The organism is Methyloceanibacter sp., assembly GCF_041573655.1.
Taxonomy (GTDB): Bacteria; Pseudomonadota; Alphaproteobacteria; order Rhizobiales; family Methyloligellaceae; genus Methyloceanibacter.
Map to the genome: position 1 here is coordinate 1 of NZ_JBFFQD010000004.1, position 23217 is coordinate 23217.

Here is a 23217-nt window from a genome sequence, read left to right on the forward strand (position 1 = left end):
GGTTACGGACCTCGACACCGCAGGCGTTCGGCGGGATATGGCCGCGGATGGCCGACGACGCGTTGGGCCGCTCGCGGATATTGAGCACATCATTCGCAGCCACACCGCGCACGCAGCGTTGGTCGCTCGCATCTCCGCCTTCATCTTCGCTGCGTAGATAGCGGCTGTGGACATAGCCGCCACGGCCATAGTCCACCCAGATCCAACTCCCGGAGCGGCGGCCCGTGACGACGCCGCATTCGCCGGGGCGGATGGAGCCGATGATATTAAAGCTGCCGCCCGGCCCACCGGCGCGGGGCGGGCCTTGTCAATTCTATGAGCAAAATGAGCTGACGCCAATTTTTGACGCAGCTCAGTGCCTTTGGCGCCCGCCGTGTGTTAGCCTCAGCTTCAGCCTGGAAAGGAGATGCGTGATGAACAATTCACTGCGTTTCATTGCAGGAGCTGCCACTCTTGTTCTGGTTGCGGCGGCGCCCTCGGCGGCGTCAGCGGGTGGCGGCGTCTACGTCGAGCCTGGATACGACTACGACAACTATTACTACGGCGATGATTACGGCTACGAATACGACGACTACTATCCCCAATACGGCTACCGCTACGCCTATCCACCGAGCTATTACGTCTACCGCGTGCCGCGACCGTACGCCCGGCGGCGTGCTCGGCGTGCTGCACGCCGTTACTGGCGCGGGTACTGAGCAATAGCTGGCGAATTGGGAGCCTCATCGGGACGCGTAGCGCACCCATGACCCCGCGCACGAAAAAGCCCGGCTGCCGAAGCAGGCCGGGCCACAGCACCGAAGTCGCCTAACGTTTGGGGGCTCTGCGGGGCCCCGATACTGCATGTCCATGAACGCGAGCCCACGCGAATCGGTTCCAGCGAACTGAGCGTGGCCCCCCGATCTTGGGAACGGAATGGCGGCAGGCGCGTTTGCCCTCCATGACACTCGTTCTCCTAGCTCTGGGATCCTTGGTCGCGGCCGCTCTGCTGTCCGGACTCTTCGACAGCATCAGCAACTAGCGCTTCCACAGGACCTCATGCGCGAAATGGGCCCCTCGCCTGACGAGGGCTCGCCCTATCGGCCATAATTGGCCAAAAATCGCCGTAAAAGCCGCCTCAACCATAGGCCGCGATTTTCACGAGCCCTCGCGATTCTGGCCACAATGCCATTGAAAGTTCTGTGGCAGAACCAATCTTCTAGGGACGGGGGACTACTCGTGGAGGACGGTGTGATGCCGAGCGATAAGTCCCAATACCGCGGCTATGAGATCCGCCTGCGGCAAGAATGGTCGAACTGGTGCGCGCATATCCATCCCACCCGTGACGACCTCCCCATGCTGGCTTTGTCTCCGTTGCGCACGCTCTCCCAGAGCCGCAAAGAGGCGCTTGCCGCCGCCAAGCACAATATCGATGAAGCCTTGGGCGATGTGAAACAGGACGTTGCCTAGCAGCCGATCGGACGGAAGCGCCCTATTTGGACAGAAGCGCGTAGGCCGCGTAGCACAAGGTCAGCGCCAGCAACGGCCTGAGCAACCACTCGGGCGCGACGCCGGCCAGGCGCGTGCCGAATAGAATTCCCGGTATCGAGCCGCAGAGCAGCGCAAGCAGGATCCAAGGATCGACATGGCCGAGGCCCAGATGGCCGGCACCCGCGACGAGCGTGAGTGGCACGGCGTGGGCAATGTCCGTCCCCACGATACGTTTGGCCGGTAGCCAGGGAAACAGCAGGGCCAGGACCACGACGCCGATGGCGCCGGCGCCGACGGAGGTCAGCGTAACGAGCGCGCCCAACGCCCCGCCGAACAGCACCGTGGCGAGCATGCGCGGCTTCTTGTCTCCGGACGTGGCGTCATGCCCCCGCATCATGATGGGATAGAGCACGATGGCGAGGCCGCTGACCGGCAGCGCGAAGGCGAGGCCGTAGCGAATCCATTGCGCCACGGCATCGGTGTCCATCTGCACATTGGCCATGATCGCGAGCACGATGATCGCCGCCGGGATACTGCCCAAGGCGAGCCGCATGACGATCGGCCAATCGACATTCTCGGCGACGTGATGGCGCCAGCCGCCGACTGTCTTCGTCACAGAAGCGTAGAGAAGGTCCGTGCCCACGGCGACCGCAGGCGGCACGCCAAAGGTGGAGATGAGAAGCGGCGTCATCAACGCGCCACCGCCCACTCCCGTCAGACCGACCAAAAAACCGACACCAAAGCCAGCGCCAGCCAAGGGCAGCAGGGCCGCCGCCCAGCTGAGGTCCATTATCAACGAAGGCCTCCCCCTACGCTAACAGCGCGTCCGTACCCATTCGGGCTACCATTCTTAGCGGTCCGTCTCGATTAGAACCGGAACCCCGGCCGAGCGTAGCAGAATTGCCACCTCCTGGGCACGCCGCTCGAACTCGGCCCTGTCCACTTCGGACTGGCCAAGATCAGCGCACAAACCGGCCAATCTTGCCCGGTCCAGAACGAGAACGTTCTCGCCGACGGCGGATGCCCCAGTCTGCACCCAGGTAATCACCCCACCCGCCACGGTGGCGCCGTCGATGGCGTTGATCAGCACGAAATTACCGGTCAACGGCAAGTCGCGGAAGAGATCGAGGGCGGTTGCGCGGCCCAGCAGAATCCGGCAATCGGCGATGTCGTTGACACCGCAATCATGCGCTTGGGCGGATGCCAGCGTCTCGAAGTCGATCAGCGCCGAAACGCTCATCGACGTCACGGGCGTCAGGTCCGTTGCCGTGCGCAACAGATAGCCCGCCTCCGGATCGAACGATTTTTCCGACAACCAGACCAGCCGCGCTTCGATGACGTCGGCATTCACCGGGCGGCGTTGGACCTCGGACAGCACGGCGCCGCGTGAGATGTCGATATCGGTGTCGAGGACCAGCGTGACAGCGTCGCCCTTCTTGGCGCTCTCCAGGTCTCCGTCCATGGTGGAGATGCGGGTCAAGTTCGCGCTGAGTCCACTGCGCGCATCGACGACGCGGTCGCCGACCTTGATCTCGCCAGAGGTTACCGTGCCGGCATAACCACGGAAATCGTCCGATGCCCGCAGCACGAGCTGCACCGGCATGCGGAACGGCGCATCGACGCTTTCCGTCTTCGGGTCGACGCCCTCCAGATATTCCAGAAGCGTGGGACCGCTGTGCCAGGGCATTTCGGCCGCGCTGGCCACCACATTGGCACCCGTGAGCGCAGCGACAGGGATCGTGGTGATCTCGGTGAAGGAGAAATTCGCCGCCAGGCTCATGAAGTCGTTCTCGATGGCCCGGTAGCGCTCCTCGGACCAATCGATCTGATCCATCTTGTTGACGGCGACAATCACCTTCTTGATGCCGACAAGATTGCAGATGGCGGCGTGGCGGCGCGTTTGACGCTTCACGCCATGACGCGCATCGACCAACAGGATCGCCACATCGGCGTGACTGGCACCGGTCGCCATGTTGCGCGTGTATTGCTCGTGGCCGGGCGAGTCGATGATGACGAAGCGGCGGCGTTCGGTCTCGAAGTAACGCCAGGCGATGTCGATGGTGATGCCCTGCTCGCGCTCGGCCTGAAGACCGTCAAGCAGAAGCGAGAAATCGATGGACTCGCCGTTCACCGCGCGTTTGTGCGAGGCGTGCATGATCGCGGCGCGTTGGTCATCCGTTACGCCCGCCGCGTCCCACAACAGCCGGCCAATCAGCGTCGACTTGCCGTCGTCAACCGAACCGCAAGTGAGCAGCCGAACCATGGCCTCCGACTTGGCATCGGGGCTGCCCACCGGCGCAGGCGACTTGATCTCCGTCTCCTCGATGGCTGCCACAGTCATTAGAAGTACCCCTCACGCTTCTTCATCTCCATGGCGCCGTCCTGATCGTGATCGATCAGGCGCCCCGCCCGCTCCGACACGCGCGCTTCCAAAGTTTCCGTCACGATCGCGTCGAGGTCCGAAGCTTCGGACTCGATCGCGGCCGTCAGCGGATAGCAGCCAAGTGTGCGGAAGCGCACCTTGCGCGTTTGCGGTGTTTCTCCAGGCTTCAGCCGCATGCGCTCGTCGTCGACCATGATAAACTGGCCGTCACGCTCCACCACCGGACGCTCGGCGGCAAAATAGAGCGGCACCACGTCGAGCTTCTCAAGCATAATGTAGCGCCACACATCCGCTTCGGTCCAATTGGAGAGCGGAAACACGCGCACGGTCTCGCCCATGGCGAGGCGGCCGTTCAACAACTGCCACATCTCGGGACGCTGCAGGCGTGGATCCCAGCGATGGCCCGCAGCGCGGAAGGAGAACACACGCTCCTTGGCGCGTGAGGCTTCCTCGTCGCGGCGTGCGCCACCGAAGGCGGCATCAAAGCCGCCGGTGTCGAGCGCCTGACGCAAGGCCTGCGTTTTCATGATGTCGGTGTAGACGGACGGCGGATGATCGAAGGGATTCATGTCGCGCGCCAACCCGTCGTGGTTGGTGTGCACGATGAGATCGAGGCCGAAGTCCTTCACCGCGCGATCGCGGAAGGCGATCATCTCGCGAAACTTCCAAGTGGTATCCACGTGAAGCAGCGGGAACGGCAGCTTCGCCGGCGCGAAGGCCTTCCGCGCCAGATGCAGAAGCACGGTCGAATCCTTGCCGATGGAATAGAGCAACACCGGCTTGCGGAACTGTGACGCCGCCTCGCGGAAGATGTGAATGCTCTCCGCCTCAAGCAGCTTCAGATGTGAGGTGAGCGCTGTCATGCGGCCTTCCCTTCTTGGTCCGCACCGACGTGCAGTCCACATTCTTTCTTGTCTTCTGTCTCCCACCACCAACGGCCGGCGCGCGGGTCCTCGCCCGGCTTGACGGCGCGGGTGCACGGCGCGCAGCCGATGGAGACGAACCCTTTTTCGTGAAGCGGATTGACCGGCACGTTGTTGGCCTTGAGGTAGTCCATCAAGGTCTCGGTCGTCCAATCGGCGACGGGATTGATCTTGATGAGACCATGCTCGACATCCCATGCCGCCAAGGGCACGCCGGCGCGCACATCGGAATGCTCGCGGCGTAGCCCCGTGATCCAGCCTTGTGCGCCTTCCAGCGCCCGGTTCAGCGGGCGGACTTTGCGAATTTCGCAGCAGGTCTTGCGATTCTCGATCGACTGGCGGAAGCCGTACACGCCATCACGCGCAACCAGCTCCTCGACCTCGTCGGCGTCCGGCACCACGAGGCGGATGCGGGTGCGGAAGCGCAGTTCCGAAAGCTCGATGGTCTCCAGCACTTCGGGGAAGAGCCGGCCCGTGTCCAAGGTGAACACGTCGATGTCAGCACCGGATTTGGCGACGGCATGGAGGATCGCCTGATCTTCGAGTCCCAAGCTGGAGGAGAAGGCGATGCGGCCTTCGATCGCCCCGGCGATCTCCTTGATGCGCGGGACGAGATCGTCGGTCTCCGACAGAATCTTGTTCAACTCGAGCGCCGTCTTCTCGCTCGCACCCCAGCGCAAGGGGAGCGTGTTGCGCGCGGCCGGCTGATAGTTGCGGCCAATACGCTCGATCGACGCCTTCCAGACGGACGCGGCGTCGGGATCGGCAATCTCGGCGGTGTCGAAGCCGGAGCGCAGCAGGAACTGGCCGTGATCGGGAATGAGCGAGCCGACGGCGCGAATTTCGCCCTTGAAGCCGTGGCGCTCGCGCAAGAGCCGCGCCAGGCTGAAGCCGCGCCCGTCAACAAAGCTCGGGAAGGAAATGGCGATGGGTCCGGCATTGCCGCCCACGGCCGCGGCCAGCGCCGCCTCGTCCGCACTCGGCTCCAAGACCCTCGCAACCTCTTCAGGGTCGGTGACGACCTTGCCTGTGGCCAGATCAACGAGCACCATAAAGAGCCTCCTTGAATGGCGCAGGGCCGACCCGGCGCCAAGTCTCGAGGAAGCTCTCTCCCTCATTGCGGTTGTCGACATAGGTGTCGACGATGGTGTCGATAACCTCGGGCACCTTCTCGGCGCGGAAGCCCGGCCCGATAATGGTGCCGATGGCCGCATCGTCCTTCGGGTTGCCGCCGAGCGTGATCTGGTAGAGCTCGGTGCCTTTCTTGTCGACGCCGAGAATGCCGATATTGCCCGAGTGGTGATGACCGCAGGCGTTGATGCAGCCGGACATGTTGAGCCTGAGCTGACCGATCAGCTCCTGACGCGCCGGGTCCTCAAACCGCTTGGCGATCTCCTTAGCGATGGGGATCGAGCGGGCGTTGGCGAGGTTGCAGTAGTCGAGCCCCGGGCAGCAGATCATGTCTCCGAGGAGCTCGTTGTTACCCGTGGCAAGTCCAGCGCCAAGAAGCGCGTCGTAGAGCACCGGGATGTCGGCGCGGGCCACGTGCGGCAGCACTAGGTTCTGCGTGTAGTTGGCGCGAATCTCGTCGTGTCCGAAGCGCTCGGCGAGGTCGGCAACGAAGTCCATCGCGTCAGACGAGGCATCGCCCGGCGTGCGGCCCGGCTCCTTCAGCGAGATCACCGCCGAGGCATAGCCCGGCAGGCGATGCGGCAGCACGTTTTGCTTGTACCAGTTGGCGAAGGTGGGATCGCTGTCGCGCCGCGCGGCCACGGCCTCGTCGCGCGCGGGCTGCTTGGGTAGCTCCGGCGGCGCGAAATAGGACATGATGCGGCGACGCTCGTCGTCGGGCAAATCGATGGCGTCTTTGTGGGTCGCCTCCCAATCGGCCTCGACGGCTTCGCGGAATTTCTCGATGCCAAGCGCATTGACGAGGATCTTGATGCGCGCCTTGTAGATGTTGTCGCGGCGGCCGAGGAGATTGTACACGCGCAAGATCGACTCGACGTAGGATAGCAAATGTTCCTTGGGCAGGAACTCGCGGATCACCTGGCCCACATAAGGCGTGCGGCCCATGCCGCCGCCGACGAGGACACGGAACCCGTTCTCGCCGTTGGGCCCGCGCACGATGCGCAGGCCAATGTCATGGAAGGCTGTGGCGGCGCGATCCTCAGCGGCACCGGACACCGCGATCTTGAACTTGCGCGGCAGCCAGTTGAACTCCGGATGCAGCGTCGACCATTGGCGCAATACCTCGCACCAGGGGCGCGGATCCTCCAGCTCATCGAGAGCGGCACCTGCGTAAGGGTCGGCGGTGACGTTGCGCACACAATTGCCGCTGGTCTGGATGCAGTGCATCTCGACCTCGGCGAGTGCGGCAAGCACATCGGGAATGTCGACGAGCTTCACCCAGTTGAACTGCAGGTTCTGCCGCGTGGTGAAGTGGCCATAGCCGCGATCCCATTTGCGGCCGATCATCGCGAGCTGGCGCAGCTGGCGCGGGGACAGGACGCCATAGGGAACGGCGATGCGCAGCATATACGCATGAAGCTGGAGGTAGAGCCCGTTGCGCAAGCGCAAAGGCCGGAACTCCTCCTCCGTCAGCTCGCCGGTAAGGCGGCGCTCGACTTGGTCTTTGAACTCCGCCACACGCTCGCGCACGAACGAATGGTCGAACTCATCATAGCGGTACATCGTACCAATCCTTCGTCAACGTGGTTCGGTGTGCGGCGCGAATACGTTCGCGCACGGAAATCGGATCGATTGTACCGTCATCCTTCACCTCGACCGGCATGGGATAGACGCTGATGACAATGCGGTCGCGCTCGGCTTTTTGGGCAATCGCTTCGAGCGCCTCGACCTCATCGTCGGTCTCGGCCCGCTCGGCCTTCTCGATGTCCTCGGTCCACTCGGCCTTCGGCGCGAGATAGACGACGATCCCGTCATCGAGGCGGTTGGCTGTCACGACGCTAGGCATAGGCGCGGGCAACCTCCTCGGATGCGAGAATGTCCTCTACGATGCCGGACGCCGGCAGCCCTGCGACTTCGCCGAAGATCAGCACGGCCGGGCTCTTCAGGCCGAGGCTTTTGGGCTGGGCGGCGAGCGTGGCGATGGTGGTAGCGACGCGGCGCTCATCGTCGCGGCTTGCGTTCTCCACCGCGATCACGGGCAGCCCAGGCCGGAAGCCGGCTTCCAGCAGACGCTGCGCGATCACGGCGCCCGTGGTGACGCCCATATAGACAATGAGCGTGTTGTTGCCGCTCGCAAGCGCCGTCAGATCCAGATGCGCGAACGACGGCTCCTTGCCGCCCGCCTCGTGGCCGGAAACAAACGTCACGGTGTGCGAGACGTCGCGATGGGTGAGCGGAATCTGCAGGCTTGCGGCCGCGGCGACCCCTGCGGTCACGCCAGGCACGATCTCGATGGCAATGTTCTCGGCACGCAACGCATCGAGCTCCTCGCCGCCACGGCCGAAGACGAAGGGATCGCCGCCTTTCAGCCGTACCACGATCTGTCCCGCCTTCGCGCGCTCGATCAGCGCCGCGTTGATCTCGCTTTGCGGCACACTGTGGGCACCCTTGGCCTTGCCGACCGGGATCAGCTCGGCCTCACGGCGGGCGCAGTCGAGCACGCCGTCGCCCACCAGCCGATCGTAGAACACGACGTCGGCGGCTTTCAACGCACGCACCGCCTTCAGGGTGAGGAGCTCGGGATCGCCCGGCCCGGCGCCGACCAGCAGCACGCGGCCTTGCGGGCCCCCGCTGGCGCTTGCCTGTTCGATGGCCTCGCCGATCAGTGCGCGGGCCTTTGGCTCATCGCCTTTCAGCATGGCGTCGGCGGCTGCACCATCAAACACGGTCTCCCAAAAATGGCGGCGCGAGGGCCCTGCGGGCAATTTCTCGGCGACATGCTCCCGGAATTCGCCGGCGAGCTTGGCGAGCGCGTCGAGCCGCGGGTGCAGCTCCTGCTCAAGCCAGGCGCGCAGACGCTGGGCCAGCACGGGAGCCGCCGCGGAGGTACCGATGGCCACGGTGACCTCGCCACGATCGACGATCGCGGGAAGCGCAAATGTGCACAGCTCCAGACGGTCCGGCACATTGACCGGCACGCCGAGCGCGCGGGCGATGGCCGAAACGCGTGAATCTTCCTCATCGTCCTCGGTGGCGGCGATGACAAGAGGGCGGCCGCGCAGCTGATCGATACCGGGCGCAGGCGGCACGCAATTGACCTGCCCTTGCTCAGCCAATTTGGCGAGCTCCGCGCCAAGCGCGTTCGCAGCGACGTCGACGATCTCGGCGCGCTTCAACAAGAGCCGCGTCTTGACGGCCGCAAGCTCACCGCCGCCTACCACGAGCGGGGGCTTGCCATCGAAGCTTATAAAGACGGGGAAGGTGCGCATCAGCCGGAACTCCCCACCGCGACGGGTATGTCGGCATCATCGGCGAGGCTCTCGGGCGCGAGCTCGACCTCGAGCCCATCAAGCTCGGGCGTCATGATGATCTGGCAGCACAGCCGTGAGCGCTCATCGACTTGGAAAGCGCCGTCCAGCATCTCCGACTCCTCGTCCGTGGGTTGGACGAGCTTCCCGGCCCACTCTTTGCCCACCCAGACATGGCACGTGGCGCAGGCGCAGGCGCCGCCGCACTCCGCCTTGATCGGAAGACCCCAGTCGCGGATGACCTCCATCACGCGCCAGCCCTCGAGGGCTTCAAGGCGATGCACGGACCCGTCGGGTAAGCGCACATTGATGAACATGACTAGGTTGCCTCCGCAAAGAGCTGCGGCTCGAAAGAACGGCCCGTGTACGGGGCGAACGCCGGTCCCGCAAGCCCGCATAGAAACGCGGACGCCCAGGCGCCGGCAGCCGTGCCGCCGAGACGTTCACCACTTCTCATGTCGTTTTCCAAATCCAGCCATCGCGCTTCGCGCTAGGTCCAAAAGGTGAGCCATAATATAGAAAAATTATTCTATCAGAAAGCGCTTAGCGCGTGAAAACCGAAAATTTGTTCCAATAAAGGGCTGGGGCAGGTCCATCGTTCCTCTTTCCCCAAGTCCCGCGCACTAATTTGCCGCGTCGCCCGCCGACATGGGGACATGTTTCCAAAGTCCAAATTCGAGGGTGCACCGCGGAGCACTTACACGTGGGGCAGCTTGCCTGGGCCAGATTCTTGGTTTTTTGGAAGACGAGACGTTTTTGGGTGCGAGCCAAAAAATCGGAGAATGTTGAGCAAAGTTTGCGCGGGCGGCCTTCGAGCGTCACCTCTCTCGGCGCAAGAGGTAAAAGGAGAGGCTGATGCTCAGGCGAGTCCAAAACTAAGGATCCCAACAGACAATCAGCTCGCAACACTCATCGTCTCGACGCTGATCGCGCTCAACCAGGCGAACTTCACCGGAAACTACAGTGTCATCAGAGAGCTTGGATCCCCAAACTTTCAGGGGGCCAATAGCAGCGGGCGGCTGTCCGAGATCTTTGCAGACCTGAGAAACCGGGGATTCGATTTTTCACCCATCATACTGCTTCAGCCTAAGCTGCTTCGTAAACCGGCCATCGACAATCGTGGAATGCTTCGATTGACGGGTTTCTTCCCCACAGCACCAGAACGGCTAAACTTCGACCTACTCTACGAGTTTGTCGGCGGGCGCTGGCTACTGTTCGGTATCGCAGCCAATACGACCCTCGTACAAACCGGTGCCCCGGCAAACTAGCTTGACCTAGAACCCCCCCATAGCATTGCCCACGATGTCGCGGTCGCTAAAACGGCAACCGCCTGGCTAGCTGCGCTTGACCAGGGCGTCGCGAATCTCTTCCAGGAGCTGCACCTCGCGCGACGGCGCCGGCTCGGTCTCGGGCGCCTCATCTTCTTTCCGGCGAAGCTGGTTCATCGCCTTGATCGCCAGGAACAGGGCAAAGGCGACGATGATGAAGCTGATGACGGCGTTGATGAACAGGCCGATATTGATCGTCGCGGCGCCGGCCTCCCTGGCCTGCGCCAGGGACTGATAGCCGCCACCGCTCAAATTTATATAGAGATTGGAAAAATCCACGCCGCCGGTCAGGAGCCCAATCGGCGGCATGATGACGTCGTCGACCAGCGACTTCACGATGGTGGAGAATGCGGCGCCTATAATGATGCCGACGGCCATGTCCACCACATTGCCGCGTAGCGCAAATTCCTTGAATTCCTGCAGCATCGTCCACGCCCCCTAAAGCAGCCAAGACCCCTTTCTCCTGCCACGTTTCGGGGGCGATTGCACCTGCGCGTCCGGTTTGCAAGGGTCGCACGACCTGCTAACTCCTTGGCAGGGTCAGGAGGAGGCGTGGCCGAACCAGTCACCGAGATCGAGAACGCTGCACGCGACCGGCACCAGCTCCGGACGCTCGCCGTCGCCATCACGACGACCTCGGCCGTGCTGTGCGCCGTGACCGTTGCCGTCATCTACGCGATGCCACTGAACCGGCTCTGGTTTCTCCACTTTCCTCTGGGCTTCTATCTCCTCGCCCAAGGGCTGCTCATTTTCGCGATCGTGGTCGCATTCTGGTACGTCCGCGTCCAGGAACGCATCGACCACACGCGCAGCATCAACGAAGAGATCGCGTAGGCGATGGTTGGGCCGTCGCGCCAGCGCACGCCGAATCCGCATCTCGGCGCGTATTACGGCATCGTCGCCAGCGCGTTCGTCTCGCTGGCGATCTTGCTGGCGCTTGCCGAGCAGCTCGGCTGGAGCGACGGCAGCATCGCGCGCCTGATGATGCTGCTGCCGCTTGCCTTCTATCTCGTCATTGCCGGTGCGTCGCGGACCCTCGACATTGAAGACTTCTTCGCCTCGGGCCGCCGCGTGCCGCCGGTCTACAACGCGCTTGTGCTTGCGGCCATCACCGTGGGCGGAACCGGTTTCTTTGCCTATACCGGTGCAATCTTCTTCCTCGGCTTCGATGCGCTCGCCATCGGCCTCGGCTGGACGTGCGGCCTTCTGTTGGCGAGCGTACTATTCGTGCCGTATCTGCGGCGCGCCGGCGCCTATACGCTGCCCGCGTTTCTCGGTCAGCGATTCCAATCGCGCGAAGCACGCATCGCCGCCGGCGCGATGCTGATTGCGCCGACGGCCCTGCTGCTGGCTGCTGAGATGAAGATCGCGGCGGCCGTGTTCGCGATCTTCATGCCGCTGCCGTTCTGGCTTGCCGTGCTTCTCATCGCCCTGTTCGTGGCCGCCGCCGGCATTTTGGGCGGCATGCGCTCGCTGACATGGTCGGGAAGCGCCGAGTTCATCGCCGGCGCAATCGGGCTCGCAGTACCGTTGATCGTCGTGTCTGTGCTGCTCACCCATCTGCCCGCGCCGCAATTCACCTATGGCGAGATGTTCGGCTCATTGCAGGGCGCGGAGACCGCGGCCGGGATGTCGCCGGTCGGACCGGGTGAGATTTTCCCCGTGCTGCCGGAAACCACGCCGTTGCAGGCCGGGAAGCCGTTCCTGCAATCGTTCGGCACCATCACCCGGGCCGGCTTCTTCGCGATCTTCTTGTGCATCGCGCTTGGCACCGCGGCATTGCCCACCCTGCTTTCGCGCAGCGGGGTCACCTGCTCGGTCGCCGACCAGCGCCGCTCCACGGCTTGGGCGCTTGCGCTGGTGGCGCTGTTCGCCATCACCGCCCCGTCGCTGGCGGCCTTCGCCAAAATTCTCATGTTCCGCGACATGGCGCTGGTGCCGACGGAAGGGCTGCCTGCGTGGCTCTCCGTGTTGAGCCAATTGCAGTTGGCGCAGGCCCGCGACGTCAATGGAGATGGCGTGATTGCCGCCGGCGAACTGTTCGTCATGCGGGACGGCGTTGCGCTCGCTTTGCCGATCTTGGCGGAGCTGCCTTACGTACTGACCGCGCTCATGGCGGCGGCGGGTCTCGCCATCGCGCTTGCCGCGACGGGATCGCACCTCTTTACGCTCGGGACTGGTCTTGCGGAGGACATTTACGGGGTTATCGACGTCCGCCCGATCGAACTGCCGCGCCTCATGGTGGTCTGGGCGGCAATCGCCGCTTGCGCGCTTGTTGCCGCCGTCTTCCTTTTGGTCGCAGAGGTCGATGCACTGCGGTCCGCGCTGACGGCCTTCGCATTCGCCGGCGCCACGTTCTTTCCCATTCTCTTACTCGCCATTTGGTGGCCGCGCTGCACGGCGTGGGGGGCGCTGGCATCTCTGGGAACCGGATTTGGCATCTTGTTTCTCTGCCTGACCGTCGGCGGCTTCTTTGGCATCGCCGAGACGGCCACCGGCATCTGCGCGGCCAGCTTGATCGCGGGCGTTCTCGCGCTCGGGGCCGGCGTGGCGGCAAGTCTATACGGGCCCGCGGCCACACCGTCGGATGCAGCTTACTTCGACGCGATGCGCCGCCCGGACGGCGAGACGCTGTTCGATCAGGCGCAAGCGCGCGCCACGGCCGCCGAGCAGCGAGCCAACGAAGAGTGATCAGGCCCCGGCCGCGTGGCCGATGAAGCTCAGCGCGACGTTCCTGCGCTGGGCCGCCACGCGATGCTCGATGAGATAGACGCCCTGCCAGGTGCCGAGTGTCATGCGGCCGCCCTTTACCGGGATCGACAGGCTGACCGAGGTGAGCATCGACTTGATGTGGCTCGGCATGTCGTCGGGACCCTCCTCGTGATGGGCGTAGGCGCGGTTCTCCGGTGCCAGGATTTCCAGCGCGTCCAGAAGGTCCAGCCGCACATTGGGGTCCGCGTTCTCTTGAATCGTGAGCGAGGCGGAGGTGTGCGAGACGAACACGGTCAGAAGGCCGTCTTCGACAGCGCAGGACCCCAGCCAATCGGCCAGCGCGCGTGTAATGTCCGTGAAGCCCTTGCCGTCAGTCGGCACCACCAGTGTGTGACCGGCCTGCACCATGCCGCCCATGGCGTGATCTCCCCCTCAAGCAAAGGCGCGCGTTCGTCCCGCTGCAAGGCGATGGTTAACAGAAAATTTACTCAGGCTTGCCACCGTCCTTAGAACCGCTTCGCCGCATCGGGGGGTCAGGCGCCAAGCGGCTGAACCGCGGAAATCTGCGGTGTCAGCTCTATGGGGAACGGTATGGCTTCTGAGGCAAGTTGGCAAACTGGCGACACCGGGGACTTGAGCGAAACGCTCCCCGCCGATGAGCCCATGGATCAACGCACGGTCGAGAGCCTGCTGCGCCGTTTGGTGGACCGGGTCGAGGAGAGCGAACGCCGCTACGGCGAAGAGCTCGACGAGCTTCATGCCAGGCTGGATCAGCTGTCTCAGACCACGGAAGCCGCGCGAGACACCGGCGCGCCCGGGGACGACACAACCTTCGACCGCCTGCAAACCGAAGTCAGCAATCTTACGCGCCAGCTCGAGGACGAAAGCGCGACCTCGCTCGACGATTTCGAGCGTTTGGGTCGGGCGCTGTCCGGGGACCATAAGGGCGATACACAAGATCTTTCGCCGGACCCCTTCGAGGCGGAGCCGAGCCCGTTCGCACAGGCGGCGGCCATCGCTGCAAATGCGCAGTCTGCCCTGGCCCTGGACACCGACCCTTACGCCAGCGATGTAACGCCGGCCGTCGATCACACCGGCCTCGACAAGCGCCTCGTGGACATGGCCGAGCGGCTCGAGCGGTCGATCGGCGACGCCATGCCGGCGAGCGCCATTCAGAGCTTGAACGCCAGGCTCGACGAGATCGGAGACCAGCTCTCCCGGTCCTTGGATACGGCCCCCAGCCGCCAGGCTCTGGAGCATGTCGAACGCCAAATTTCCGATATGGGCCAACAGCTTAACCGCGCCGAGGAACAGCTCGGCAAGTTCGGCGGGGTGGAGGAGCATCTTCTCAAGCTGATCGAGCGTCTGGATCAAAAGGACGCTGAAGGCTCAAAGCCGATCGATCCGCTACAGCTTCAGGAGGTCGCCGCCAAGGCTGCGACGGATGCTGCACGCATCGTCGCCGACGACAGCAAGAAGACCACCGAGCGGCTCGACGCGCTGCAACGCGACCTCTCGGACATGAGCGACCAGAGCCGCCAATCGGGCGACAAGCTGGTCAGCACGCTCGAGGCGGTCCACGAATCCCTCAAACAGCTCGTTCAGCAGGTCGAGCGTGGCAATTCCTTCGTGCCGGGGCAGCGCTCACCGTTCACGGAGCGCGCACCGCAAGCCGACGCCCCGCCTGCCGCTCCGTTTGCATCGCAAGCTGCGCCGCAAGCCCCCGCACCGCAGGCAGCTACCCCAAGCCCGCAAGGTTCTGAAGCGCCGCAGCCTAGCCCCGCGCCGCGCATGCCGGAAATGAAGCCGCGCATGCCGGCTGCGCCGGCCCCGAACGAGACGCCCGATGTGGCAGTCAAGGATCAGCAGCTCCGCGACAGGTTGGACGCGGCGATGCCGGGCCTCAACGAGACCGAAACGCCGCCCCCGTTCGGGCGCTCCAAGCCGTCGCCTTTGGATCAAAACGCTTTCGACCTGGATGCCAAGCCGGCGCAGCCCCGCCAGTCGCCGGACGACCTCGTTGCCGCAGCGCGCCGTGCGGCGCAGGCAGCGGCGGCTCGGGCCGAGGAGCGCGACGGACGCCGGTCCAAGATGCCGCTTCCCGGCAGCGGAACTGCAGAACCGGGGCGCCGCAAGCGTTCCTGGTTGATGATCGCCGCCGCCACACTTCTCGCGGTGAGCGCCATCCTTCTTTATGGCCGTCTCGGTTCCAAGCCGGAGCCGGAGCCGACCCCGGCCGCCACCGGACAGACCGCACCGGCCAGCCCGGATGCAGGCACCGAGGCCGGCGACACCGCTCCGGCAAGCAAAGCCAAACCGGCCGACGAGCTTACGCCTGCGGAGCCCGATCAGTCCGGCTTCTGGGCGCCACCTCCCGGCACCACGATCGAACCGATCGACCTCGGGCAGGCGGCAACGGGCACGACGGACATAGCCAAAGGACGCATGCCCGCCATGCCGGCGAGCGAGCTCTCCGCATCGCCGCAGCTCGCCTCGCTGAAACCCACGAATGGGCCGGCTCTTCCGCCGGACGTCGTCTTCTCTGTTGAGGAGCCGGACGCCTCGGCAGCGAAGGCGCCGATGCCGCCGGCTGCACTCGGCCCGCTCCCACTGCGCAAGGCCCGCCTCTGAGGGCGATGCCGCCGCGCAATACGAAATCGCCGTGCGTTACGCCGAAGGCAAAGGCACCAAGCGCGATGCCAAGATGGCCGCCCAGTGGTTCGAGCGCGCAGGCCGCGACGGCCTCGCCCCGGCCCAATACCGGCTCGCGGCCATGTATGAGCGCGGCCTGGGCGTTGATCCTGACCCCGTAAAGGCGCGCGCCTGGTACAAAGCGGCTGCCCAGAACGGCAATGTCAAAGCCATGCACAATCTCGCGGTGAGCGTCAGCGGCCACGACGGCGGCGCGCCGGACTATACCTTTGCCGCCAAATGGTACGGCCAAGCTGCCGCGCATGGCCTTCCGGACAGCCAGTTCAATCTCGGCATCCTCGCCGAGCACGGGCTCGGCAGGACCAAGAGCCTCGGCGAGGCCTATAAGTGGTACGCACTGGCCGCCGCCACAGGCGATACCGAATCCACCAAGCGGCGCGACGTCGTTGCCGTGCAGCTGACCCCGGAGACGCGCGCCAAGGCCGAGGCGGAAGTGAAGGCCTGGAAGGCCACGCCTGCCCTGCCTCCCGCCAACCAGGTCGCGGAGAACCCGGCCTGGACGGCAAAGAAGACGGCATCGACGGCGAAGGCTTCCAACGCCTCCACGCTGGTGACCCGGGCCCAGACCCTGCTCAACAAGCTCGGCTATGACGTCGGCGTGCCGGACGGCGTCGCCGGCAGCCGCACCCGGTCCGAGATCAAACGGTTCCAGGGCCGCAACGGCCTGGAAGAGACGGGCGAGGTTTCCGTGCCGCCCGTCAGCCAGCTCGAGAGCCTGGCCAGCTAGCCGGCAGCCAGAAGCGGGCATTTCCCCGCCTGGCGACGAATTTCGGTGACATTTCGGTAAGTTCGCGGCTTATGCATTGACAGGCCCGCGCGCGGCGAACAGTTTGCCTGAGCGCCCGCTTTTCCAACGCCTGGCCGATGTTTCAGATTTATCTGCCCATTGCTGAGATCTCGGTGAACCTTTTGGTCATGCTGGGGCTTGGCGCGACGGTGGGCTTCCTGGCGGGCATGTTCGGGGTCGGCGGCGGCTTCCTGCTCACGCCATTTCTGATGCTTTCCGGCATTCCCCCGGCGATCGCCGTGGCCACCGGCGCCAACCAGATTGTCGGAGCCTCGGTGTCCGGCACCCTCGCCCAATGGCGGCGCGGCAATGTCGACGTCCAGATGGGCGGCATCCTGATTGCCGGCGGTATTGCGGGCGCGGTGGTCGGCGTGCTGCTGCTGAAATATCTGCGCGAAGCGGGCCAAGCCGGCCTGATCATCTCGCTGACCTATGTGTGCTTCCTCGGAAGCATTGGCGCGCTGATGCTGTGGGAGAGCATCAACGCCATCAGGCGGGCGCGCGCCGGCAAGCCGGTCTCGGCACGCAAATCCGGACAGCACATCTGGATTCACGGCCTGCCGCTGAAGATGCGCTTTCCGCGTTCGCGTCTCTATATCAGCATCATCCCCCCGCTCGTCATCGGCGTCCTGGTCGGACTGCTCGCCTCGTTCCTCGGCGTCGGCGGCGGCTTCATCATGGTCCCGGCCATGATCTATCTCTTGCGCATGCCGACGAATATCGTGATCGGCACATCGATCTTTCAGATCATCTTCGTGACCGCCATCGTCACGCTCCTGCACGCGACGCTCAATCACACGCTCGACATCGTGCTGGCCTTCTTGCTCATCGTTGGCGGCGTCGTCGGCGGACAGTTCGGCGTGCGGGCCGGACAGAAACTGCGCGGCGAGCAATTGCGCGCGCTGCTCGCGCTGATGGTCCTCGCCGTCGCCTTGCGCCTCTTGTTTGACCTGGTGGCGCGCCCGTCGAACCTCTACAGCATCGTTCCGTTGGCGGGAGCATGATGATGAGAGCAGCAACCCTCTTCCTTGCCCTTCTTTTGACCGCACTGATCGGTGCGCCAGGGTTTGCGCAGCAGACGCCGCCACTGCCGGCCGAAAAGCCGGAGAGCAAGGAAACCGTCCAGTCCGACATCTCGACGCGCGAGATCGCGATCCAGTCGAACTTCACCGGCATCGAAATACTTATTTTCGGCAGCGTCGACTTTAGTGACTCTCGAACACCGGGAAGCGGCACGTATGACGTTATCGCCGTGGTGCGCGGGCCCGACGAGCCGATCGTCGTTCGGAAGAAGCAGCGTGTCGCAGGCATCTGGGTCAACGGTCCCGGCAAGACCTACGACAACGTACCGGGCTTCTACGCCGTGCTGTCCTCGCGCCCGTTCCGCGCCATCGCCTCCGACGAGACGTTGAAGGAGCTGGGCATCGGTCTGTCTGAACTCGACTTCGGCCGGCACATCCCCAGCGAGTCCCAGGAGCAAGCCTTCCGCACGGCCATGATCCGGCTGATGGAGGAGAAGGAACTCTTCAAAGAGGACGACGACGGTGTGACTTTTATTGGCCGGAGCCTGTTCCGCGCCACGGTGGCGTTGCCGGTCAGCGTGCCGACGGGACGCTATCTGGTCGACGTCTATCTGTTCCGCGACGGAGAATTGGCGAGCGAGAGCCAAGGCACGCTGGAAGTGACAAAGGCGGGGATCGAAGCGTTTCTCTACACGCTCGCCTTCCAGCATCCCTTCGTCTACGGCCTGCTCGGCGTGCTTATCGCCGTATTGATGGGTCTGATCGGCTGGTATGCCTTCCGCCGCGAGTAGCGGCTAATCAGGCAGAAGCAGGCTGCCCAGCACGGGATAGACCGCGCGGCGGCCCATCATCCACGCCTCAACTTGATGCCAGCGGAATAGCGGCTGGAAGGCGTCGTGCAGCACGTTGAGACCGCCCGCATAAGCACCGAAGGCCGGCATCACCAGGCGGTTGCCGTCGGTGGCGAAACAGCGCCGCCGGACCACCATGCCCCGGCGGGCAATGCGCGCCACGGGATGCAGATGTCCGACAATCTCCGGACCCGAATTGGTTTCGGACGGTTCGTGGCGCAGCGTCACGCCGCTAATGGTGAGCGTCTCGCAGACCGTGCCGCCGACGCATTCCGGCAAATGCGGATCGTGATTACCGCAGATCCAGTACCACTCGCGACCCTTTTGAAGCTTGGTGAGAAGCGCCAGATCGTCGGCGACCATATGGTCGGCGCATTCGCTGCGGTGGAAGCTGTCGCCGAGCGATACCACGCGGCCCGGATCGATCCGCTTGATGATCTTGCGCAGGCGCGCCAGCGTGGAGCGTGTGTCGTATGGCGGGAGCAGCATGCCGAGCGCGGCGAACGCGGCCCCCTTCTCCATGTGCAGGTCGGCGACGAGAAGCGTGTCTTCCGCTTCCCAATAGAGCGCGCCCGCAACGAGCGGCTGGAAGTCGTGGCCCGACACCGACAGGTGCGAGCGCAAGGTCGGCGCCGTTTCCGGCATGAGATCGAGCCTAGCGCGCAGCATGTTCCCCCAATGCTTCTGCGATCAGTTCTTCGGCGGTCTCACGCAACAAGGTGTCGCCAATGTCGCCCGGGACGCTTTCGCGGCCGATCTCAAGCATGACGGGCACGGCGAGCGGCGAAACGTGACTCACCTCACTATGCCTGATTCGACCGCCGATCCGCTTCAGGAATTGTCCCAAGCGGCCAAGATCGATCAGCCCCGCCGCGGCGTCGGCGAATGCCGCTTTCAGCAAAACGTGGTCCGGCTCGTGCTGGCGCAGCACATCGTAGATGAGATCGGAGGAGACGGTCATCTGCCGCCCGGTCTTTTCCTGTCCGGGATGACGCCGCTCGATAAGGCCGGAGATGATGGCGCAGACGCGGAAGGACCGCTTCATCAGGGTGGACTCCGCCAGCCACGCATCGAGGTCGTCGCCCAACATGTCCTCGTCGAAGAGTGCCGCGAGGTCGAGATGCTTTGCCGCGATCATCTCGCTCATATCGTTGAGCCCCCAGACCGCCAGCGCATACTCGTTGGCGACGAAGCCGAGCGGGGCCGCGCCTGCGCGCTCCAGGCGCCTTGTCAGCAGCATGCCGAGACTCTGATGAGCGAGACGCCCTTCAAACGGGTAGCAAACGAGATAGTGACGCTGCCCTCTTGGAAACGTCTCGATCAGCACCTCGTCGGCGGAAGGTACGACTGAGAACTCTGCCTGAAGTCTCAGCCAATCGGAAACTTGGCCCGGTAGTTTGGACCAGTCTCCGCGTTCGGCCAGCATGTGCCGGACGCGATCGGCAAGATAGGTGGACAGCGGGAACTTGCCACCTTCGTAAGCCGGCACTTTCGGGTCGGAATCATGCGCGCGGGTGACGATGGCATCCATCTCGCGCAAGCCTTCGAAGCGTAGCACCTCGCCGGCAAAGGCGAAGGTGTCGCCGGGTGAGAGCTGCTCGATGAAATATTCCTCGACTTCACCGAGGACGCGCCCGCCGACTACTGCACCCGATTTCTTGAGCGCGCCGCGGGCGAGCCGCACGCGCAACATGGGCGCTTCGACAATGGTGCCGACATTGAGCCGGTATTGTTGCGCGATGCGCGGATGGGCCACGCGGTACGTGCCTTCCTTGGTGCGTTTCAGCTTGGCGTAGCGATCGTAATTGGCGAGCGCGTAACCACCCGTGGCGACGAAGGCGAGAACCTGGTCGAAGCCCTCGCGGGTGAGGACTTGATAAGGGGATGCGCTGGTCACTTCACGATAAAGCCCGTCGGCGTCGAAAGGTTCCGCGCAAGCCATGCCGAGAATGTGCTGCGCCAGCACGTCGAGCGCGCCGGGCCGCGTGGGCGAGGTATCCTGCGCGCCTTCTTCGGCGGCCTCGAGCGCCGCCTGACATTCCATCACCTCGAAGCGATTGGCCGGTACGAGCAGCGCCTTGCTCGGCTCGTCGAGCCTATGATTGGCGCGGCCAATACGCTGCGCGAGCCGGCTTGCGCCTTTCGGCGCGCCCACATTAACGACGAGATCGACATCGCCCCAGTCGATACCGAGATCAAGCGTCGAGGTGCAGACCACGGCGCGGAGCTTGCCGGCCACCATGGCCGCCTCCACTTTGCGCCGCTGACCCACATCGAGCGAGCCGTGGTGGAGCGCGATTGCGAGATTGTCGTCATTGCAGCGCCACAGCTCGTGGAACAGCATCTCGGCTTGCGAACGCGTGTTCACGAACATCAGCGACATGTTGTGCGCCTTGATGCTTTCGTAGATCTCCGGCAATGCGTAACGCGCCGAATGTCACGCCCAAGGCAGATCCGCGTTCGACTTGAGAATGGTGATGTCCGCGTGGGCGCCGCCCTCGGCGGTGACGATCTCGGCAAGGCGCGTCGCGGCCTGGTCCCTGTGCGGCACGAGGAATGCGGCGAGCTCGGAGGGGCGCGCGACGGTCGCCGACAGACCGATTGCCATAAGCTCAGGCGACAGGTTGCGTAGCCGCGCAAGGTCGAGCGCCAGAAGGTCGCCGCGCTTACTGGTGGCAAGCGCATGCAATTCATCGAGGATCACGCATTTGAGCGAGCCGAACAGTTCGGCGGCGCTTCTGTGCGCAAGCATCAGCGCGATCTGCTCCGGCGTCGTCAGGAGAATGTCGGGCGGCAGGACGCGCTGGCGTGCCCGCCGGGCTTGCGGCGTGTCGCCGGTGCGGGTCTCCAGCCCGATGGAGAGCCCCATCTCTTCGACCGGCGCCGTCAGATTCCGCGCGATGTCGGTGGCAAGTGCTTTCAGTGGCGAGACATAAAGCGTGTGCACGCTGGTCGCCGGCGCGCGGGTGAGCGGACGCTTCGCAAGATCAATGAGGCTCGGCAAGAAGCCGGCAAGCGTCTTGCCGCCGCCGGTCGGCGCGATCAGCAGCGTATCGCGCCCCGCGGATACGGTATCGAGCAGCGCCAATTGGTGCGCGCGCGGGACCCAGCCGCGGGCGGCAAACCAGCCGGCGAAGGGCTCAGGCAGCCGCGCGTCGCTTGCCGCCGGATCGGCGGCAGCGGTCTTCAGCTCCTTCCGCGCGGACACTCCCATCAGCCCTTTCCGGTTGCCGCCTCGCCTTGACCTTCGCCGTTTGGAGCCCCAATTGTGGGGCTCACCCAATGCAAACGTCTCACGATTCAAGGGAAGCGAAAATGGAACGGTTTTTTGGCGGCAATCCGGGGCTGGTTCTGCTCCGGCTGGTCATCTTATCCCTGATCGTGGGCGTCGTCCTCGCGGCGCTGGGCTTCAGCCCCTACGACATCCTCCAGAACCTGCAGGACCTGGCGGCCCGCATCTACGATATGGGCTTTGCCGCGGTGGAGAAGGCCTTCCGCTACTTCTTGCTGGGTGCCGTGATCGTCTTCCCCGTCTGGATCGTGATGCGCATGTTCAAGGTTCTGGGGCGGGACACCGACACGCAAGTTCCCGATACGCAGGTCGCTGAGACGCCTGCGCCGAACCGCGAGACCTAGACGATTTTCAAGACGGCTTCCGGCGGGCGGCCAATGGCCGCCTTACCGCCCGAGACGACGATGGGCCGCTCGATCAGGATCGGGTTAACGACCATGAGCTTGATCAGCTCTTCATCGGAGACGTCTTTGTCCTTCAGGCCAAGCTCGGCATAGACGGCCTCGCCTTTGCGCACGATGTCGTGGGGGCTCAACCCGAGTCTCTTCAACACGCGCTTGAGTTCGGCAGCGGAGGGCGGCGTCTTCAGATATTCGACAATTTTCGGCTCAACGCCGTTTTCCTCCAACAGCGCGAGCGTCTGGCGCGACTTGGAGCAGCGCGGATTGTGGTAGATGGTGGCTGTTCTAGGCATTTTACGAAGGTAAGCCAGAAATAGCCGGCTTGAGAATGAACATTGCCGTGAACGTTGCTAGGCTGCCGGACTCACGGAGAGGGCAAAAATGAAACCCAAGACCTATTTTCTTTGCACAGTCGTCTTTCTAGCTTCAGTTGCAGCGGACGCAAGTCTCAGCCTCGCCTTCGACAAGGCGAAGCTCGATACGTTTCTGACCACCAATGCTTGCAAATATTGCGACCTCAGCGAAGCCGACCTGAGCGGGCGGGAGTTGCGCGGCGCGGATCTGGAAAACGCCAAGCTGGGCAGCGTTAAGTTGAGCGGCGCGGACCTCTCTGCATTGCCAATGGAAAAGCGCACCAAGCGGACGAACCTCGAAAGCGCCAACTTACGCGGCGCAGACCTCACCAATGCCAACCTTGCGAACGCCGCAGCTTCAGGTGCTTATCTGCGCGAAGCCGATCTCACTGGCGCCGATCTTTCGGGGGCCGATCTGTCGAGCGCCAATCTGAAGGACGCCAATTTGACCGACGCCAAGTTGGATGGCGCAAAACTCGATGGTGCGAAGTTCTGCGGAACTGTTATGCCCGACGGCTCAAAGAACGACGAAGGGTGTGCGCCGTAA

At 64.0% G+C, this 23217-nt stretch carries 23 protein-coding genes and 2 pseudogenes; 11 read left to right on the forward strand and 14 right to left on the reverse strand.

Features of this window, described 5'->3' with window-relative positions; all coding sequences use genetic code 11:
- Positions 1–196 (reverse strand): annotated as a pseudogene (locus ABY454_RS01675) (hypothetical protein); the annotation flags it as partial.
- 217 nt (positions 197–413) lie between these two features.
- Between ABY454_RS01675 and ABY454_RS01680 the strand changes: the two are divergent.
- Together ABY454_RS01680 and ABY454_RS01685 are read left to right on the forward strand one after the other, a co-directional pair.
- Positions 414–695: a hypothetical protein gene (locus tag ABY454_RS01680; protein ID WP_372928437.1), complete on the forward strand. Its 282-nt coding sequence runs from the start codon at positions 414–416 to the stop codon at positions 693–695.
- A gap of 535 nt (positions 696–1230) precedes the next feature.
- Entirely contained in the window at positions 1231–1446 is a 216-nt protein-coding gene (locus ABY454_RS01685; RefSeq protein ID WP_372928438.1) for a hypothetical protein, read from the forward strand.
- A 22-nt stretch (positions 1447–1468) separates the two neighbouring features.
- On the opposite strand, the gene ABY454_RS01690 is transcribed toward ABY454_RS01685, so the two are convergent.
- Genes ABY454_RS01690 through ABY454_RS01725 form a run of 8 tightly spaced genes read right to left on the reverse strand, consistent with a single transcriptional unit; the run spans position 1469 to position 9529 of the window.
- Positions 1469–2257, reverse strand: coding sequence for a sulfite exporter TauE/SafE family protein (locus ABY454_RS01690; protein ID WP_372928439.1), 789 nt, complete (start codon positions 2255–2257; stop codon positions 1469–1471).
- A 60-nt stretch (positions 2258–2317) separates the two neighbouring features.
- Complete coding sequence (locus ABY454_RS01695) at positions 2318–3808, reverse strand: GTP-binding protein (protein WP_372928440.1); 1491 nt, start codon at positions 3806–3808, stop codon at positions 2318–2320.
- Positions 3808–4713, reverse strand: a complete 906-nt coding sequence (cysD, locus tag ABY454_RS01700) for a sulfate adenylyltransferase subunit CysD (protein WP_372928441.1) — start codon at positions 4711–4713, stop codon at positions 3808–3810. Before cysD ends, ABY454_RS01695 begins: the two co-directional genes overlap by 1 nt.
- Positions 4710–5825 carry a phosphoadenylyl-sulfate reductase gene (locus tag ABY454_RS01705; protein ID WP_372928442.1) on the reverse strand — a complete coding sequence of 372 codons (1116 nt, stop codon included), beginning with the start codon at positions 5823–5825 and terminating at the stop codon, positions 4710–4712. Before ABY454_RS01705 ends, cysD begins: the two co-directional genes overlap by 4 nt.
- Entirely contained in the window at positions 5812–7467 is a 1656-nt protein-coding gene (locus ABY454_RS01710; protein ID WP_372928443.1) for a nitrite/sulfite reductase, read from the reverse strand. The genes ABY454_RS01705 and ABY454_RS01710 overlap by 14 nt, the downstream gene beginning before the upstream one ends.
- On the reverse strand, positions 7454–7750 hold the full coding sequence (locus ABY454_RS01715; RefSeq protein ID WP_372928444.1) for a DUF2849 domain-containing protein: 297 nt from the start codon (positions 7748–7750) through the stop codon (positions 7454–7456). Before ABY454_RS01715 ends, ABY454_RS01710 begins: the two co-directional genes overlap by 14 nt.
- Entirely contained in the window at positions 7743–9173 is a 1431-nt protein-coding gene (cysG, locus tag ABY454_RS01720; RefSeq protein ID WP_372928445.1) for a siroheme synthase CysG, read from the reverse strand. Before cysG ends, ABY454_RS01715 begins: the two co-directional genes overlap by 8 nt.
- Positions 9173–9529, reverse strand: coding sequence for a 2Fe-2S iron-sulfur cluster-binding protein (locus ABY454_RS01725; protein WP_372928446.1), 357 nt, complete (start codon positions 9527–9529; stop codon positions 9173–9175). The genes cysG and ABY454_RS01725 overlap by 1 nt, the downstream gene beginning before the upstream one ends.
- A gap of 465 nt (positions 9530–9994) precedes the next feature.
- Between ABY454_RS01725 and ABY454_RS01730 the strand changes: the two genes are divergently transcribed.
- The gene (locus tag ABY454_RS01730; protein WP_372928447.1) at positions 9995–10480 is read left to right on the forward strand and encodes a hypothetical protein; all 486 of its coding nucleotides are present in this window, start codon (positions 9995–9997) and stop codon (positions 10478–10480) included.
- A 66-nt stretch (positions 10481–10546) separates the two neighbouring features.
- On the opposite strand, the gene mscL is transcribed toward ABY454_RS01730, so the two are convergent.
- On the reverse strand, positions 10547–10966 hold the full coding sequence (gene mscL, locus ABY454_RS01735; RefSeq protein ID WP_372928448.1) for a large conductance mechanosensitive channel protein MscL: 420 nt from the start codon (positions 10964–10966) through the stop codon (positions 10547–10549).
- A 126-nt stretch (positions 10967–11092) separates the two neighbouring features.
- Between mscL and ABY454_RS01740 the strand changes: the two genes are divergently transcribed.
- Positions 11093–11374, forward strand: coding sequence for a DUF4212 domain-containing protein (locus ABY454_RS01740; protein WP_372928449.1), 282 nt, complete (start codon positions 11093–11095; stop codon positions 11372–11374).
- 3 nt (positions 11375–11377) lie between these two features.
- Positions 11378–13231 (forward strand): cation acetate symporter, encoded by a 1854-nt coding sequence (locus tag ABY454_RS01745; RefSeq protein WP_372928450.1) that lies wholly within the window; start codon positions 11378–11380, stop codon positions 13229–13231.
- On the opposite strand, the gene ABY454_RS01750 is transcribed toward ABY454_RS01745, so the two are convergent.
- Positions 13232–13669: a secondary thiamine-phosphate synthase enzyme YjbQ gene (locus ABY454_RS01750; RefSeq protein ID WP_372928451.1), complete on the reverse strand. Its 438-nt coding sequence runs from the start codon at positions 13667–13669 to the stop codon at positions 13232–13234.
- A gap of 174 nt (positions 13670–13843) precedes the next feature.
- Between ABY454_RS01750 and ABY454_RS01755 the strand changes: the two genes are divergently transcribed.
- The 4 genes from ABY454_RS01755 to ABY454_RS01770 all read left to right on the forward strand — a co-directional run bounded on the left by ABY454_RS01755 (position 13844) and on the right by ABY454_RS01770 (position 18564).
- Positions 13844–15883: a hypothetical protein gene (locus ABY454_RS01755; protein WP_372928452.1), complete on the forward strand. Its 2040-nt coding sequence runs from the start codon at positions 13844–13846 to the stop codon at positions 15881–15883.
- Positions 15798–16691 (forward strand): peptidoglycan-binding protein, encoded by an 894-nt coding sequence (locus ABY454_RS01760; protein ID WP_372928453.1) that lies wholly within the window; start codon positions 15798–15800, stop codon positions 16689–16691. The genes ABY454_RS01755 and ABY454_RS01760 overlap by 86 nt, the downstream gene beginning before the upstream one ends.
- Positions 16692–16828: 137 nt before the next feature.
- Positions 16829–17755: a sulfite exporter TauE/SafE family protein gene (locus ABY454_RS01765; RefSeq protein ID WP_372928454.1), complete on the forward strand. Its 927-nt coding sequence runs from the start codon at positions 16829–16831 to the stop codon at positions 17753–17755.
- A gap of 2 nt (positions 17756–17757) precedes the next feature.
- Positions 17758–18564 carry a TIGR02186 family protein gene (locus ABY454_RS01770; protein ID WP_372928455.1) on the forward strand — a complete coding sequence of 269 codons (807 nt, stop codon included), beginning with the start codon at positions 17758–17760 and terminating at the stop codon, positions 18562–18564.
- Positions 18565–18567: 3 nt separating this feature from the next.
- On the opposite strand, the gene pdeM is transcribed toward ABY454_RS01770, so the two are convergent.
- Together pdeM and ABY454_RS01780 are read right to left on the reverse strand one after the other, a co-directional pair.
- Positions 18568–19293 (reverse strand): ligase-associated DNA damage response endonuclease PdeM, encoded by a 726-nt coding sequence (pdeM, locus tag ABY454_RS01775; protein ID WP_372928456.1) that lies wholly within the window; start codon positions 19291–19293, stop codon positions 18568–18570.
- Positions 19280–21838 (reverse strand): annotated as a pseudogene (locus ABY454_RS01780) (ligase-associated DNA damage response DEXH box helicase). The gene pdeM and the pseudogene ABY454_RS01780 overlap by 14 nt, the downstream one beginning before the upstream one ends.
- A gap of 101 nt (positions 21839–21939) precedes the next feature.
- Between ABY454_RS01780 and ABY454_RS01785 the strand changes: the two are divergent.
- The gene (locus ABY454_RS01785; protein ID WP_372928457.1) at positions 21940–22260 is read left to right on the forward strand and encodes a DUF6460 domain-containing protein; all 321 of its coding nucleotides are present in this window, start codon (positions 21940–21942) and stop codon (positions 22258–22260) included.
- Here ABY454_RS01785 and arsC read toward each other — a convergent pair.
- Positions 22257–22610, reverse strand: coding sequence for an arsenate reductase (glutaredoxin) (arsC, locus tag ABY454_RS01790; protein ID WP_372928458.1), 354 nt, complete (start codon positions 22608–22610; stop codon positions 22257–22259). The two genes, ABY454_RS01785 and arsC, sit on opposite strands and share 4 nt — an antisense overlap.
- Before the next feature lie 88 nt (positions 22611–22698).
- Here arsC and ABY454_RS01795 point away from each other — a divergent pair, with 88 nt between their 5' ends.
- On the forward strand, positions 22699–23217 hold the full coding sequence (locus ABY454_RS01795; RefSeq protein ID WP_372928459.1) for a pentapeptide repeat-containing protein: 519 nt from the start codon (positions 22699–22701) through the stop codon (positions 23215–23217).